Here is a 14684-nt window from a genome sequence, read left to right on the forward strand (position 1 = left end):
CGTCAGACAGGAAGGGGGGATGTGTATCTGGAGATTACAATGGCGACCATTTTGAATTTTGATAAAAACCACTCGATGGCAACCGAAAGGAAGTCGGGGGTGCTCAACAAGCCCGGGTCCAAAAAATTATACACGGACCTCAGGTATCACGGGCAACGAATCGTCAAATCGTCCGGATTGGATGATACGCCCGAAAACCGGCAAACGCTTTACGAGTGGGTGGACCGGCAAAAGGAAAAAATTGCCAACGGAACGTTTGTATTTGCAAAGGCTTTTCCCGGTGCTTCTGCAAAAGAAAAAGCCTTTTATGCACAGCTTGAGGGTCGGGAGTACAGACCGGAACCGGAAAATGTATTGTTTGGGGATTATGCCGCAAACTGGAAAGAAAGATTCATAGGGGATTGCAAATCCGTAACAAAAAAAAGAGATTATGAGCAGATCATCGAATATTGGCTGGTTCCCCATTTTGGCAACCGTACTTTTTTCCAACTAACCGGTGTTGCACTGAAGGAATTTATCCAAACCCTGGTTTTTAAGGATGGGAAGAAGCAAGGCCAACCTTTGTCAGGCTCAAGGATCCGCAACATATTAATTCCCTTGCGGGCCATCTGGGAGGATGCCTGTGAGGAACATCGCTGGAATCTCTCCGACCCCTTTGTTTATTTGAAAAAATACTTGCCCGCTAGGTCAAAAAAGCATCCTGAGGTTTTCCGTTTTGACGAATGGGGGCGGGTTATGGATCAAATTGACCCTTATTATCGACCTATTGCCGAAACGATGATTATGACCGGCATGATAGGCTCGGAGATGGCGGGGCTTCGCAAGGAAGATATTCATCAAGATCGTATCGTCATTCAGAATTCCATCGTCAGGAATTTTGAAAAGTCTGATTTAAAAAACGAATATCGAAAACGAAGCCTGCCGATTACCGAATCCCTGCGCAGGCGACTTGATATTGTCCTTTATAGGTCGAACGGGGAGTTTGTGTTTACGATGAAAAGCGGCCGGAATTTTGATGTTGACTCGTTTCGTAAAAACCCCTGGACCTCGGCTTTTGAGAAAGCCGGTATCGCCTACAAAGTGCCATATACCACGCGGCACAGCTTTGCGGCATGGTCTTTGACCATCGGCGTTGATATCGGGCGGTTGGAGAAGTTAATGGGTCATGCCTCAAAACAGATGCTTTACGAAGTCTACGGAAAATACCGAGAGGGTCTTGAGACGGACGCGGGCAAGATTTTGGATTACTTTGGTAAAGATTTTAAAAGGTTATGAAGGCCCACCACCCAATCTTTCACTAAAATCATGGTGAAAGTTATGGTGAAAGTCGCATGCTATAGATGGTTAAGTAGTTGATATTAAAGATAAAATGGTGGTGGAGGCGGCGGGAGTCGAATCCGTAGAATTTCTAATTATATAGGTATGTTAAGAGTGTTTTATAATGACGTAAGGTTATAGCAATATTTGCTTTTTCTTTTGCTATAATTTCAGTTCGGATGTCACTGATTATCCCTACAAATTCATTAATAACACTGAAAATGGGCACAATTTAGGTCACAGAAAATATCATAGTTTAAGCCTACTATGGAGTTTTGAACGTCTTTTGGTCAAGCTATCCAATGTATCGATACAATTTACAGTCTCCGACGTCCTTTACGGACCGAGTATTGCGGGCGGCTCTTAGGTCCGCGAGAACGAAGGAACTGCTGTTGTTGAGCGAGTAGTTGCAGCTCCTGCGCACGAGTCTGAGCTCGGCTTTTCGAAATAAAACGTGATACTGATTCGATAAGTATCTTCAATATCGCACGAAAATCAAGGTCTCCTTGTTCCGGCTTGGTTTGATGCAACCCGATAAAGTCCGCACGCGAAAATGGTAGAACGAACGCACTCCCGCCGGGGCTCCATGGAAGGAGCCACCAAAGTGAACCACCTTTAGATTTGTTACCCTCAGCGAAATCAAAAAAAACCGATGCGCGGCATCCGACCCATTCCCTCAGTAGTGCACATTCGTCACTGAACACACTGTGAATCTTAAGCTTTGCGCTAATCATTGCGCCTTCGCTTAATGCCCTTTTAAACTGTGGTATGTCTCTCTCTCGCCTCGTTCCGTCGACGACCCAAACTAAGTTTTGGTAAAATGCATCCCGTTCTCGACGCTCTTGGGGTTTAAGGTAGGAATGCTGGAACTCAAGAACCCAACCTTGATCAGTCTTTACATCTGCGATGTGCTTCTCACCGTTTTTATCTCTGTGTATAATTTCCTGCCAATCAACTGGAAAGTGTCCTTTCCAACCACGATGCCATTCCTTTTCGTTTTCCCACCATGGGTCACAATTACGGTTCCCTTTGTGTGCCCAATGGTGAATTTTAATCTCTCCACACTTAGCAATTAAATCGGAACCACATGCACGGCAGATCCCTTTAGCTCCTAAGGTGGCTTCAGTTTTTTCGCCATTAACAAGTGCGAATTTCATTTTAACTCCTTGAAAAATGTATATGAGCGGAAGGAGTCGAATCCGTAATATATTGAATTATTAGGAAACGTTACGCCATTCTATAAAATAACGAAACATTATTGAATTACGTGATTTTACAATTTCAACAGATTTAGTTCGGATGTCACTTTATACCATTTTAGATAAAAAGTTATTTGAAAATAGTTACAATTTTGGATATAGATTTGATCTTTACTTAAGAAGAATTTTTTATCAGAACTTATAAAGTTGATTCATAAAGAAAATCTACTTTTATAGTCTTCTAATACAGCCTCTATCCTGTCGAGAATCGAATTAAAACCGCTAAAATCAATTTTATCTTGATTCTTTTTTATTACGAGTTTAGCAAAAAGGTATTTTCCATACTCAGTTTTTGGATTGAATTCTTTTTCACTTGGATTAAATTTTTTTCCATTAATTTCGGTTTTTAAAATACTTTTTTTAAAGAAATCTTCTATCTTTGTTTCTTTTCCACTATCTGTAAGCGGAGTAGGAACAACATATAAGTTGTCTGAAACGAATAAAAATTTTGATTTATTATTGACGATTGAATTTTTGATTGACTTAATGTGAGAAAAAATTTTTTTTGCGCCACTATCATTATCAATAAGTAAAATAACAGGATGTTTCTTTTCTGAAAAAGATATTCGTTTGCCAGATTTTCTGAGGGTGGTAATAAAGTTGTTAAGTTCGCCTGTACCTCCGGATAAAGATAAAATACGGCTAGTGGTTGGAGTTCTTTTGAGGAAATTAATCTTTAACTTTATGCCTTCATTTCCCTTATCTTCTGCCAATTTTGTATGTTTATCTGCTAAACTTTTAATTGCACATTCGAGATAAATGTTGTCGGTTTTTCCTTCGCAAATAATTATAGGTTTCTTGAGTGAATGAAAATATTTAAATAAAAGGAAATCGCGATATACTTTTTCGTTGCAAGAAAGATCATCACTTTCCTTTGGTTTCTCTCTTGATCCGGTAGTGTCAGCATCTTTTTTATTAATTAAGTTTACTGAATTAATGAAGCTCAAGATTCCATTAAGTTGTTCTATTGTTCCATCATTTAACGACTCAATAATATGACCATTTTCGTCAACCTCGGTCTCTTTTCTTTGAAAAGTGCCTTTATTCAACAAACGATGAACCATGGCACGTGCTGTTCGCCTGTATTCTACTCGTGCGTTTATTTTTGTGTTGACCACTAATCCAGTAACATCCTGACGTGAATCCTTGTACTGCATCCTGGTTTTAGAATGATTAACCTCAAATTTTTGTTTTTTGATAATATACTCTAATTTATCAGATACTTTCCAATGATGATTTTCATCATCACACTGGACTGCTACTTCTCCAGGAAAGCAGCGTTTATTGGTTGAGAATGTTAGGTCGTCCGCATAGCGTGAATAGGAGCAACCAACTCGATTTGCTAAAGCTGCAAGACGAATGTCTAATATGTGAGCAATTAGATTTGATATAACAGGAGAGCAAGGGCTACCTTGTGGAAGAAAATTGTTATGACATGCAATTTGAGCAATGACGGTAGCCACATCGGAATTCAGTTTGAAATTTTGGTTTTTTATAAAGAAGCCTCGAACCCTACCAAAGTTGATAACTCCAAAAAAATTTTCTAAATCTATATTAAAGACATAACGCTTTTTTCTGTGAATGGAGGCGTTTGTGACAATTGAAAACTTACGTCTAAATCCGTGCGAAATCGCCGATTTAATATTTCGAGATTTATTGATTTCATCAATGCAGTCTTGTAGCAGAACAGAAAGTCGTCTTTGAAGTTTCTTTAGTTCTGGGCAAGGTGCGCAAATTAGTCGATAGTTACCTTTGCGTTTAGGTATTTCGAATTGATTATAATTAGGTGTTTTTTTATGAAATAGAATATAGGAAAGAGCTTTTGGTTTGAAACCAAGAGTCTTGGCAACATCTGATCGGGATGCAGCAAATTTTAACTCTTCAAGTCTTGACATAAAAAAGAAAAATTTAGTTAAAATGAATAGGTGGGCTTATAGATACTCTTTGTGCGGAATTTGCTGTATGCTAAACAATTGCTGAGCGTGGGTAAAGCAATCTCAGGTACATTCTTTTCACTTGCCACGAAACATGGCAAAAAATCTATCTATAAGCCCACCTGTCAAATTTCTATATCATGGAAAATATTGTAATGTCTACCTATTAATTTATTAAAAACACATAACGATTTTAAGTGCCACAAAGAGTTTGTATTGATTCGAAAACATTGTAAAAATCAATACGTACCATTAGGTCTCGTTTTGAAGCGTTCTAAAAGAGTTCCTTTGGTCCAATCTAACCATTTCTTAGGAGAATGTAATATCATTTATAACAGATGTTAACATTTTGTCGATTTTTATACGTTCTTCATTTGATATATGAATAAGTGACTCTATCAAAAAATCGTCGTCAAGCGGTATTGCCAGTCCTCTGTCATCTTTAAATGAATCTTGGCATCTGGAGGTGGACCCCATCGGCTGGACAGCCTGAGGGGTAGTGTGCTGCATCGCTAATTATGACAATATTTCGGCAAAAAATGGGGTAACACTTTTTCCGGTTTGCGGATGACGATCATCCGGTTTCTCTCCATCCATTTTCTGGCAGCCACGCGCCATGCGGTCGGATCGATTCCATTCTTGCCGGCGCGTGCAGAGATGTCAACGGCCAGATCGAAAATCCAGTCATAGGCCTCCTTTCGCTGACGTTTGGTGCGGCGCAATCGTGAAGAAGAAAAATAGGCACGGCAGGCATTCTTGCCGGACAGGCTGCGCCGGGGACGATGATTCCATGCATGGGCCGCGTTGTCCACTTGCAGTTCCAATTCCCGATCGGAGTCGGCCGCATGTTTCCATGTGCACAGCCAGGTTTTCAGTTCCCCCTGGCTGTGTTCGATAGCCCCGTTATAACTGGGGGTGTAATAGGGGCTGTTGATGGGGATGACCATGTGTTCCTCAAGAACGTCGTTGACCGAAGCGTGATTCAGGTTGCCGGCGTTGTCCCGCTTGATAAACAGCGGCGGACCGAACCGGCCGAAGTGCCGAGACAGGTGGCCGGCGATTTCCTCCCCGCAGGGCTCATAGGCGCTGGTCAGGGGAGCGAACTTATACCGGGAACACAGGTCCTGGACGTTCTGAACGTAACAATCCCGGTATTCCAGGCCGTCCATGGCCCAGGCCAGATCCGGCCGCAGCCACTTAGCCTGGCACTGGCAGGCGGCTTTATCCTTGTTTGTATCTGTGCGAACCGCTTTCACCATGGCGTTGAACTCCCGGCGCGAGATCCCATGCCGGCAGGCCTCGTACAAGTTGCCAGTGCCGGCCGTGCGCTTGCGGCCATGGGGCAAATCTTCAATCTGCTGTCTCAACGCACCCAGGTCGATGGGCTGGATTTTTTTAGCGCCCGGCTTTTGCACCGGCTTCCTGCCATCATGGATGCGCCGCTTCCAGCGCATGTAGCTGGGCAGGCTCACACGGGTCATGGGCACCAGCCGGGCTACCGGCACGCCGTATTCGGATTTTAAGGTTTCTATTTGGGCCACCATGTTTTTGATCTGCTCATTTTTTTTTCTTCCGGTCTTTGGACCGGATGCGAAGGTCGAAGGCGATGTCCTTTAAAATCAATTTCTGTTCGAGCAGTTCCTTCTCCCGGCGAAGGCTGGCCATCTGTTTTTCGAACATCGCCCGGGCCGGGGCTTCCTCCTTCTCCGGCCGGCCCGGCACCTGGTCGGACAGACCGTCGAGCAGCGCGGACAGCCCCCGCTGCTCCCATTTGTAATAGGTCTTACGGGACGCCCCCAGCTGCCTGGCCGCCGCGGCGGCCGTCATCAGACCGCAGCGCACCTTCATGATCAGTTGCGCCCGCAACCGGGCCTGGTCCTGCGGTTTTCTTTCCATAGGCTAATTGGCCTTGCTCTGGATGGTTTTCAGACGCTTTTCCAGTTTGACCAGGTTGCCGCCCGACAGCTTCCTGTCGATCAGTTTCTGCAGCCGGGGAGGCAGTTCCCGGGTCGTCTGGGGCCGTTTGGGAGACAAGGCGGCGAGCATCCCCTCCATGGCCTGGTTCTGCCATTGATCCAACAGCGCCCAGCTGACCGACATCTCCCGGCAGACCTGGGTCATTTTCTTGGTTTCCGTCCAGACGGACAGTACGGCGGTGATTTTCTCTTTCGGGTCGAATACCCGGCGGGTTCGCGTTTTCATGAGGGGAGTCCTTTCCGGCATCGTAGACCAGTTCTTTTTCATCGTCCACCAGCATCTTGACCTTGCCCTTTTCGGCGCGGATCACCACGCTCTGGTCCCCCAGGCGGCCCACCATGTAAAACGGGTCGCGGGGTTTGCCCCTAAGGGCCAGTTCCAGGGCGTTCTCCTCCACGCCTTGTTCCAGGGTTTGCTTCAGGGCCGTATCGATCTCGAAGAACCGGTCGGCCGGACATAGGCCGCCGATGCCCTGATGCGGGCGCTTGTAGTTGTAATACTTGACCCAGAAGGCGATCCGGCCGGCGGCATCTTCGTAGCTGGTGAACTGGGCCCGCTGCAAAAACTCGCTCAGGATGCTTTTCCAGAAGCGTTCGATCTTGCCCAGCGTCATGGGATGGTGCGGACGGGACCGGATGTGCTTGACCCGATCCTTGGCAAGCTCCTTTTCGAAGCGGGTGGTGCCCCGCCAATTGGTGTATTGTCGGCCGTTGTCGGTGAGCATCTCCTTGGGCACGCCGTATTCGCCTACGGCCCGGCGATAGGTCTCGATGACATTCTCCGCGGTCTGGCTGCGGTAAAATCCCAGGCCGATGATATACCTGCTGTAGTCATCCAGATACCCGATCAGGTAGGCGTTTTTACCCGCCAGGCGAAAGGTCAGGATATCGCTCTGCCACATCTGGTTGGGCCGGGCCCGTTCGAAGAAGCGGGGCTTGGCCGGATTCTTTTTGGGCTTTGTTTTGACCGGGGTGGCAAGCCCCTGGTCCCGCAGGGTGCGCTGCACCGTACTGGGGCTGGTCCGGACCAGGAAAAACCGCTTGAGAGTATCGGCAATGCGCCGGATCCCGTAACCCGGATGTTCCTTCTTCAGATCGACGATGCTCTGGGTGACGGCGGCCGGCAGCTTCGATCCGGATGGTTTGTGAACCTTGTTCAACAGGCCCTGTTCCCCGTGCTGCCGATACCGCTTACACCATTTGTAAACGCTGTAATCGCTGATGCCGAACTGCTCGGCAATCAGGGGCGCCGGGTATCCGTCCTCCAGGTACAACTTCACCACTTTGAGGCGTAGTTCGAAAGGGTATGGTGCCGCGGATCGCCCCCGCTTGCCCCTTTTCTGCGGTTTTCTTTTGCGGTGAGTTCCCATGAATAACACTCCTTTCTCCTTGTTTTCTAGTTACCGGAGTGTTACCCATTTTTTGCGAAATCAGATTGTCAGAAATTGGAAATTAGGACAGTATTCCAAATCCTTTTTATAGTCTGTTAGTACCTCAGGATTTTGTTTTGAGAATTCAAATAGAAATTCCTTAGTGCATTTATATTCCGCCTTTAAATCTTGCTTTGTTACATATCTCTTACCATTTTTAAATGTTTGAACCAAACTAGTGTTTGCATTTAAGTGCTCAAACTGTAAGAATTCTAATACATATTTATTGTAATATTTTTTATGGTCATATGAAGGAGAGAAGCGCGAAAAAACTTTTGGAACAAAAAGAATAGGCATTGAATTATAAAGTGGTAAATTATGGTATTTAGATATCCACGAATTTGTTTTCTGATCAAAAACTGGAGGTAAAGGGACTGTGCTCGTAGATATGTTGAAGAGCTGGCACTGTTTATTAGTGTATTCTGATAAATAGCTACGAATAATATTCGTTGTTAAATCTGATATTTTGTCCCTGCTAATCCCAGGAATAAGCAACTCGCATTCTTGGATGGAAGATAAAAAACCTGTACGTGTCGCACTAGATTTTTTAAGTGCAATAAATATTTTTTCGCCTTGATCTGGACCAATCCCGGCTCCTTGGGGCTTGCCTTTAGATAAACCAAACCTCGTTTCATTAGGCTCTCTTAGGTGCCCAAGTAAGCGCATCGCAATTCTGTCATTATTCGCTCGGATTGATTCGATAATTCTTGAGAAAAAATCAACTATAATTTCATGGCATTTTTTAGATAATTGGTCATTTCGAATGGAGATGGCAAAAGGATCTATAAAAATAGGATTATCTTCTTCGAGTTCAACATTTACGAAATCAAGCTCACTTTGTGATTTATTTAATCTGAAGTGGTCTGATATAGATGGCAAATTTTCACCTCCTATCAAGTGTGACGCAAAATTTAATGTTATTCAAAGCAGATCTATTATTTTGTTTTAGAACTGCATAATTTTGCATAAAGCATCCTGAAACAAATGATCTGAGCTATCAAGTTTTACTGATAAAGCTAAATAGTTATTCAATTGGCATTTTGGCTGGATTGATTTTTACTTATTTATTTTGAATTTCCCCCGAAACAGTGGACACCGAGTTAAGCCGCAAGCGGAAAAGTTTCGTATTGCTGCGGCGTTGCATAATCAAGCACGGAGTGACGTCTTTTTCGGTTGTAGAAGATTTCAATATAGTAAAACAGGCTGCTGACAGCTTCGGACCGGCTAAGGTACCGGTGATGATTCACCCATTCGGTCTTAAGCAGATGAAAGAAGCTCTCAGCGACAGCGTTATCGTAACAGTTTCCTTTGCGGCTCATGCTGCAAATCATGCCATGCTTGGAAAGCAGTTTCTGGTAATCACCGGAAGCGTACTGGCAGCCTTGATCCGAATGATGCATCAACCCCGGTGCTGGGGCTTGTTGGTCCAGTGCCATCTCAAGTGCATGTAATGCAAGCTGACGGTTCAGCCGGGATGAGGTGGCCCAGCCGACAATTTTGCGGTTAAACAGATCGAGCAGAACGGCCAGGTACAGCCAACCCTGTTGGGTGTGGATGTAGGTGATATCACCAACCCAGGTACGATCCGGAGCATCCACGGTGAACTCCTGGTTCAACAGGTTTGGTGCTACCGGCAGGTTGTGCCGGGAGTTGGTTGTGGCTTTGAATTTCTTTTTGATACGAGACCGGATACCGGCTTCACGCATGATCCGGGCGACACGGTTTTTACCACAGCGAACGCCATCATCGGTAAGATCCCGGTGTATCTTGGGTGAACCGTAGATGCCATGGCTGGCAGCATGCAGGACACGGATCTTGTCCTCTAAAGCCCGGTTTTCAATGCTTCGACGGCTCTCCGGACGTCTGAGCCATGTATAAAAACCAGAGCGGGAGACCTTGAGCAACGCGCACATGCGGCCTACCTTGAACGTCTCCCGGTGGGCAGAAATGAATCGAAATTTCATTTCTGATCCTCCGCAAAGTAGGCCAGCGCTTTTTTTAAGATATCACGCTCTTCTTTAACCCGGTCCAGTTCACGTTGAAGATCTTTGAACGCCTGGTCTTCAGGATTTCGCTTCCCTTTTCCGGGGAAGGCGTTTTGAGGATCATCGGCCAACTGCATTTTCCAGCGACGTAGGACACTGTATTCGATACCCAGATTTCTGGATGCTTCGGCGATACCGTATCCCTTTTCAGTGATCAGCGCTACGGCCTCCTTTTTAAATTCTCGGCTGTAGCTCCTTCTTTTTTTCTTTGACATTGGAACACCTCCTGTTGCCCATATACATTGGGCTTTTTGAGGTGTCCACTAAATTGGGGTAAATGCATTTGGCATTAAAGTGTCAATGCCCAATTACTAGATAAAAATAATAACTAATACTAAAAAAAGATATTTTATGAAAACTCAAGATTGGATTTTTAGTAGGCCAATTTATATATCAGTCCTATCTGTTCAGGTTGCTGCAGGTGCGGTTAGCTTATGTAAGATATTAGAAACATGCAAGAAAAATGATTATTGGGGATTTGGGTTTGCCTCACTGCCAGCGGCGTTCTAAAACTGTTTTCTTCCTGGCGGTTTGAAATAGTCCAGGTCCTTCCCCGTCCATTTTCTTCCATAATGTAAATTTTAAACGATCTTCTTCTCTTTTTCTTCTATCATTTTCTTGCCGCACCCGATTATTCAAATCGATCTCAATTCCTGTATCATTGGTACGCAGGAGGGCTGCGACCGATGCCAGGGATTAAGCGTAAAAAATGTTGTCATTGCCATATCTTATTCGTTCCCGATCCTCGAAATAGAGATAGACAACGCTACTGCCGCCAACCTGAATGCCGCAAGGCCAGCAAGGCTGCCAGTCAGAGGCGATGGCTCCAAAAACCAGACAACCGCGATTACTTTAGCGGGCCGGAGAATGTGCAACGGGTCCAACGCTGGCGAGACGACAACCCTGGCTACTGGCTCCGAAAACCAAAAATCACCTCCGATGCGTTACAAGATCCCTTGATCCAACAAACTCTTGAAACAATTGATAATAATACCGATTTTGCAGACAATGCGTTACAAGATCTCTTAACGCGACAACCTTCCGTATTAATTGGCATTATTGCCCAATTAACCGGGTATGCGTTACAAGATGACATCGTCATGGCCGCCCGTCGCATGCAACAATTCGGCAACGATATCCTTAACCCCCAATGTGAAGGAGGCCGCCATGGTAGCCAAACAACCCATTTGCCCCGACCGTATCCGTAGAACACCCAAACGGTTCAGTTGGCTCGATCACCGCCTGGTCAGCGACCACTATATTGATCGCTGTACCCATGCTGCTGCGGCGCTGTACCTGTTTCTGGTCACCGTAGCCGATGCCAGGGGGATGAGCTATTACTCTGCCCGAACCCTGGCCCAGCGTCTGGCCATGGATGAGCACACCTCGGTCCGGACCCGGGACGAACTGGTCGACATCGGCCTGATTGCCTATCGAAATCCGTTGTATCAGGTCCTGGCCATCGATGCCGAACCAATCAGGCAGACCGGCACCCTCCAATCCGTTGAACAGATTTTCAAGCACCTCGGGGAGGGCAGACAATGATCGATTACGCCCTTTTCAGCAAAATCAGGCATCTGAACCAACACGACGGGTTGACCGCCCGACAGATCGCCCGGGAACTGGCCATGGACGTGAGAACAGTCAAAAAATGGCTCGACCAAACGCGGTTCAGACCCAGACAAAGTTCCCCGCGAGCCAGTAAGCTCGATCCTTTCAAAAGCGATATTGTCCGTCTGCTCCAAGCCCATCCCTACACGGCAATCCAGCTTCTTCAACGCCTGCGTGAGCAGGGCTTTAAGGGCGGGTATTCCATCGTCAAGGAGTATGTCCGCAAGGTCAGACCGCCGAAGACCCGCGCCTTTCTCACCTTGTCGTTTGCTCCGGGGGAGTGTGCCCAGGTGGACTGGGGTTCCTTTGGTGCGGTTAATGTCGGTTCCACCCGCAGACGACTGAGCTTTTTTGTCATGGTCCTTTGCTACAGCCGTATGATGTATGTCGAGTTTACCGTCTCCCAAACCATGGAGCATTTTTTGGGATGTCATCAAAACGCCTTTGAGTTCTTCGGCAGGGTTCCCCAACGAATCATGGTCGACAATCTTAAAAGTGCCGTGCTCAAGCGCATTGTGGGAACGGCGCCGGTGTTCAACCCCAAATACCTGGACTTTGCCAATCATTACGGTTTTACCATCGCGGCCTGCAATGTGGGCAAGGGCAATGAAAAAGGGCGTGTGGAAAACGGTGTCGGCTATGTAAAAAAGAACCTGTTGGCCGGATTGGATATCTCCGATTTTACCGCGATTCATCCGGCAGCCCGGCACTGGCTCGACACGGTGGCCAACGTGCGCATCCACGGCGAGACCCGCGAGCAGCCGATTGTGCGTTTCGAAAATGAGCGGGCCTATCTCAATCCGTTGCCCCATCACCGGTTCGACATCGCCACCGTCTCCCAGGTCCGGGCATCGAGCCAGTTCCGCGTGGCACTCGATGCCAACCGCTACTCGGTGCCGGCCGAGTATGCCGGCCGACAACTGACGTTGAAAACCTATCCCGATCGGATTTGCCTTTATTATGACAACAAGCTGATTGCCCGCCACGCTCGCAGCTATGACCGCCATCTGGACATCGAAGATCCGGATCACCCCAAACAGCTTTTGCTCTGGCGCAAGAAGGCCCGTGAACAGAAAATCGTGATGCGCTTTCTCTCCTTGTCGCCCCAATCCGCGCTATACTATCAAAAGCTCGAACAGCGTCGCATGAACCCCTATCATCATGTGCAGAAAATCGTCGCCCTAAGCGAAATCTACAGCCCAGAAGCCGTCGCCAGAGCGTTGGAAGACGCTTTTACCTTCCAGGCGTTCTCCTGTGAGTATATTGCCAACCTGCTCGAACAGCACACACGTTGTCTGCCAAAACCCGGCGCTTTGCATCTGACCCGCCGTGAAGATCTGTTGGACTTGACGGTGGAATCGCCCGATTTGAGCATCTACCAAAAGGAGAGACCATGACTGACACGCAACTGCCGGACCCTCCCCTTGAACTCAACCTCAAATACCTGAAATTGCCGTTTATGCGTGAGCACCATCATCCGCTGGCCCAAAAAGCCGCCAAAAACAGTTGGTCGCACGAAGACTATCTGGAGAAACTGGCCGACGGCGAAGCGGCGTTGCGAAAAGATCGTTCCACCAAACGTCGCATCAACCAGGCACGCTTTCCGGTGATTAAAACGCTGGATCAGTTCAATTGGACATGGCCAAAAAAAATCAACCGCCTTCAGGTTCAGCAACTGTTCCGGTTGCAGTTTGTCAAGCAGTCGGCCAATGTCATTTTCTTGGGTGGCGTGGGACTCGGCAAAACCCATTTGGCGTCCGCCTTGGGCTACGAGGCCTGCCTCAAAGGATATACGGTGCTGTTTGCCACCGCCATCGATGTGATCAACACGCTTTCCGCGGCCCAGGCGGCGGGAAGAATGAAACAGGAACTGAAAAAATATACTCGCCCATCACTGTTGATCCTCGACGAACTGGGCTTTTTACCCATCGACAAGGCCGGAGCCGACCTTTTGTTCCAGGTTATCAGTCAGCGCTATGAACAGGGCGCCTTAGTAATCACGTCCAACCGCGCCTACAAGGACTGGCCGGAAATCTTCAACAACGACAGCACGCTTACGTCGGCCATTCTCGACAGATTGCTGCACCATGCCGAAACCGTTCTCATCCAAGGAAAAAGCTTCCGGATGAAGGAACAAATCGAATTATGATGGTTGTGTAAAAACGTAGCCGGGCTCACTCGAAATGGGTTCCGGCAACTGAAATCCTCATTGGTTGGATCATGCAATTTGAAATCGCCAAAAATAGAACATTTTCAGACCGCCGCTAACACCTCACCGAACCTTAAAGATTGGTTGTCGTTATATCTTTGCCGCCATCAGCTTATTTCTCAAGCCATTAATTTGCATGAAGAGTTATATGAATATGGTCAGGCGCTAAAGGATCTTAATCGAATAAATAATGACCGGGCTGTTAAAACTAGAGGTATAAAGGCAGAGAATTTAGACAAAGCATTACTGCGCAGTAAATCTAGCAAACCAGAGGCTTTAGAGGAAACATATATTTCGGCATTAGAAACTACCGCAGAATTTTACATTAAGCAGATAGAACGAGGTCAATTAGGTCTTGGATTGGAGGTTTTTACAGATAATGAAGATGAAGGGTTAGAAATAACGGCAGAATTGGTTTTTGTTTTTTTTGTTGCCCTACCATGTTTGGTATTGTACCGGACAGCCCCCTCTATGTTATTGCGAGCGGCAAGAGCTGGATCCATAGAGGAAATTGTAAAACTTGCCCGCTTAGACTCCTCTATCATATTTGACAAGAAAATTTCTGAGCACGTTCATCAACTTCGTACGAGAAATTATAATGAATATCAACGCATTATGAATGCTCTCGTATTGCCGCCAAAGCCACAGGTAAACAGCCAGCGAATCAAAATGATTCTATCAGGCTTAATATCCTATAGGTCCGAGGGTATCGGGACACGTCTTACTGAACCTGAAATTCGTGACCTTTTCGATTCCATTGCTCATGATTCGAGCAAAGGTGAGATTGAAATCGATACCGACCTTCCAGAAAGCCCCGAAGCATTTAGCCAAGCCATCCTCCGAGAGAGAAAAATCTGGATGAAAATTTACCCCGACAAAAAATAATCTGTTTTCTGTCGGGGT

The 14684-nt window shown here is 46.5% G+C and carries 15 protein-coding genes and 1 pseudogene; 6 read left to right on the forward strand and 10 right to left on the reverse strand.

Annotation, left to right across the window (positions count from 1 at the left end):
* Positions 1-39 precede the first annotated feature (39 nt).
* The gene (locus ACHZBS_RS26235; RefSeq protein WP_319409495.1) at positions 40-1275 is read left to right on the forward strand and encodes an Arm DNA-binding domain-containing protein; all 1236 of its coding nucleotides are present in this window, start codon (positions 40-42) and stop codon (positions 1273-1275) included.
* Between the two features lie 359 nt (positions 1276-1634).
* On the opposite strand, the gene ACHZBS_RS26240 is transcribed toward ACHZBS_RS26235, so the two are convergent.
* The 10 genes and pseudogenes from ACHZBS_RS26240 to ACHZBS_RS26285 form a co-directional block, all read right to left on the reverse strand.
* A complete protein-coding gene (locus tag ACHZBS_RS26240; protein WP_319409496.1) occupies positions 1635-2474 on the reverse strand; it encodes a competence protein CoiA family protein in 840 nt (279 codons plus the stop codon).
* Between the two features lie 254 nt (positions 2475-2728).
* Positions 2729-4471 carry a retron Ec67 family RNA-directed DNA polymerase/endonuclease gene (locus tag ACHZBS_RS26245; RefSeq protein ID WP_319409497.1) on the reverse strand — a complete coding sequence of 581 codons (1743 nt, stop codon included), beginning with the start codon at positions 4469-4471 and terminating at the stop codon, positions 2729-2731.
* Positions 4472-5022: 551 nt separating this feature from the next.
* Positions 5023-6054, reverse strand: coding sequence for a hypothetical protein (locus ACHZBS_RS26250; RefSeq protein WP_319404677.1), 1032 nt, complete (start codon positions 6052-6054; stop codon positions 5023-5025).
* A 13-nt stretch (positions 6055-6067) separates the two neighbouring features.
* The gene (locus ACHZBS_RS26255; RefSeq protein WP_319404678.1) at positions 6068-6337 is read right to left on the reverse strand and encodes a leucine zipper domain-containing protein; all 270 of its coding nucleotides are present in this window, start codon (positions 6335-6337) and stop codon (positions 6068-6070) included.
* A gap of 72 nt (positions 6338-6409) precedes the next feature.
* On the reverse strand, positions 6410-6754 hold the full coding sequence (locus ACHZBS_RS26260) for a transposase (protein WP_394708030.1): 345 nt from the start codon (positions 6752-6754) through the stop codon (positions 6410-6412).
* Between the two features lie 184 nt (positions 6755-6938).
* Positions 6939-7856 (reverse strand): annotated as a pseudogene (locus ACHZBS_RS26265) (IS481 family transposase); the annotation flags it as partial.
* Positions 7857-7916: 60 nt separating this feature from the next.
* Positions 7917-8795 (reverse strand): hypothetical protein, encoded by an 879-nt coding sequence (locus ACHZBS_RS26270; RefSeq protein WP_319409498.1) that lies wholly within the window; start codon positions 8793-8795, stop codon positions 7917-7919.
* Between the two features lie 221 nt (positions 8796-9016).
* Entirely contained in the window at positions 9017-9880 is an 864-nt protein-coding gene (locus tag ACHZBS_RS26275; protein ID WP_319404664.1) for an IS3 family transposase, read from the reverse strand.
* Entirely contained in the window at positions 9877-10176 is a 300-nt protein-coding gene (locus ACHZBS_RS26280; protein WP_319404665.1) for a transposase, read from the reverse strand. The genes ACHZBS_RS26275 and ACHZBS_RS26280 overlap by 4 nt, the downstream gene beginning before the upstream one ends.
* A gap of 274 nt (positions 10177-10450) precedes the next feature.
* Positions 10451-10600, reverse strand: a complete 150-nt coding sequence (locus ACHZBS_RS26285; protein ID WP_319409499.1) for a hypothetical protein — start codon at positions 10598-10600, stop codon at positions 10451-10453.
* A 47-nt stretch (positions 10601-10647) separates the two neighbouring features.
* On the opposite strand from ACHZBS_RS26285, the gene ACHZBS_RS26290 reads away from it, so the two are divergent.
* The 5 genes from ACHZBS_RS26290 (at position 10648) to ACHZBS_RS26310 (ending at position 14666) form a co-directional block, all read left to right on the forward strand.
* A complete protein-coding gene (locus ACHZBS_RS26290; RefSeq protein ID WP_319404670.1) occupies positions 10648-11169 on the forward strand; it encodes a hypothetical protein in 522 nt (173 codons plus the stop codon).
* Positions 11129-11506: a helix-turn-helix domain-containing protein gene (locus ACHZBS_RS26295; RefSeq protein WP_319404671.1), complete on the forward strand. Its 378-nt coding sequence runs from the start codon at positions 11129-11131 to the stop codon at positions 11504-11506. The genes ACHZBS_RS26290 and ACHZBS_RS26295 overlap by 41 nt, the downstream gene beginning before the upstream one ends.
* The gene (gene istA / locus ACHZBS_RS26300) at positions 11503-12969 is read left to right on the forward strand and encodes an IS21 family transposase (RefSeq protein WP_319404672.1); all 1467 of its coding nucleotides are present in this window, start codon (positions 11503-11505) and stop codon (positions 12967-12969) included. The genes ACHZBS_RS26295 and istA overlap by 4 nt, the downstream gene beginning before the upstream one ends.
* The gene (gene istB, locus ACHZBS_RS26305; RefSeq protein WP_319404673.1) at positions 12966-13721 is read left to right on the forward strand and encodes an IS21-like element helper ATPase IstB; all 756 of its coding nucleotides are present in this window, start codon (positions 12966-12968) and stop codon (positions 13719-13721) included. The genes istA and istB overlap by 4 nt, the downstream gene beginning before the upstream one ends.
* A 78-nt stretch (positions 13722-13799) precedes the next feature.
* On the forward strand, positions 13800-14666 hold the full coding sequence (locus tag ACHZBS_RS26310) for a hypothetical protein (RefSeq protein ID WP_319409500.1): 867 nt from the start codon (positions 13800-13802) through the stop codon (positions 14664-14666).
* The last annotated feature ends 18 nt before the right edge of the window (positions 14667-14684 follow it).

This window comes from uncultured Desulfosarcina sp., assembly GCF_963664155.2.
In the GTDB taxonomy this organism is placed as follows: Bacteria; Desulfobacterota; Desulfobacteria; order Desulfobacterales; family Desulfosarcinaceae; genus Desulfosarcina.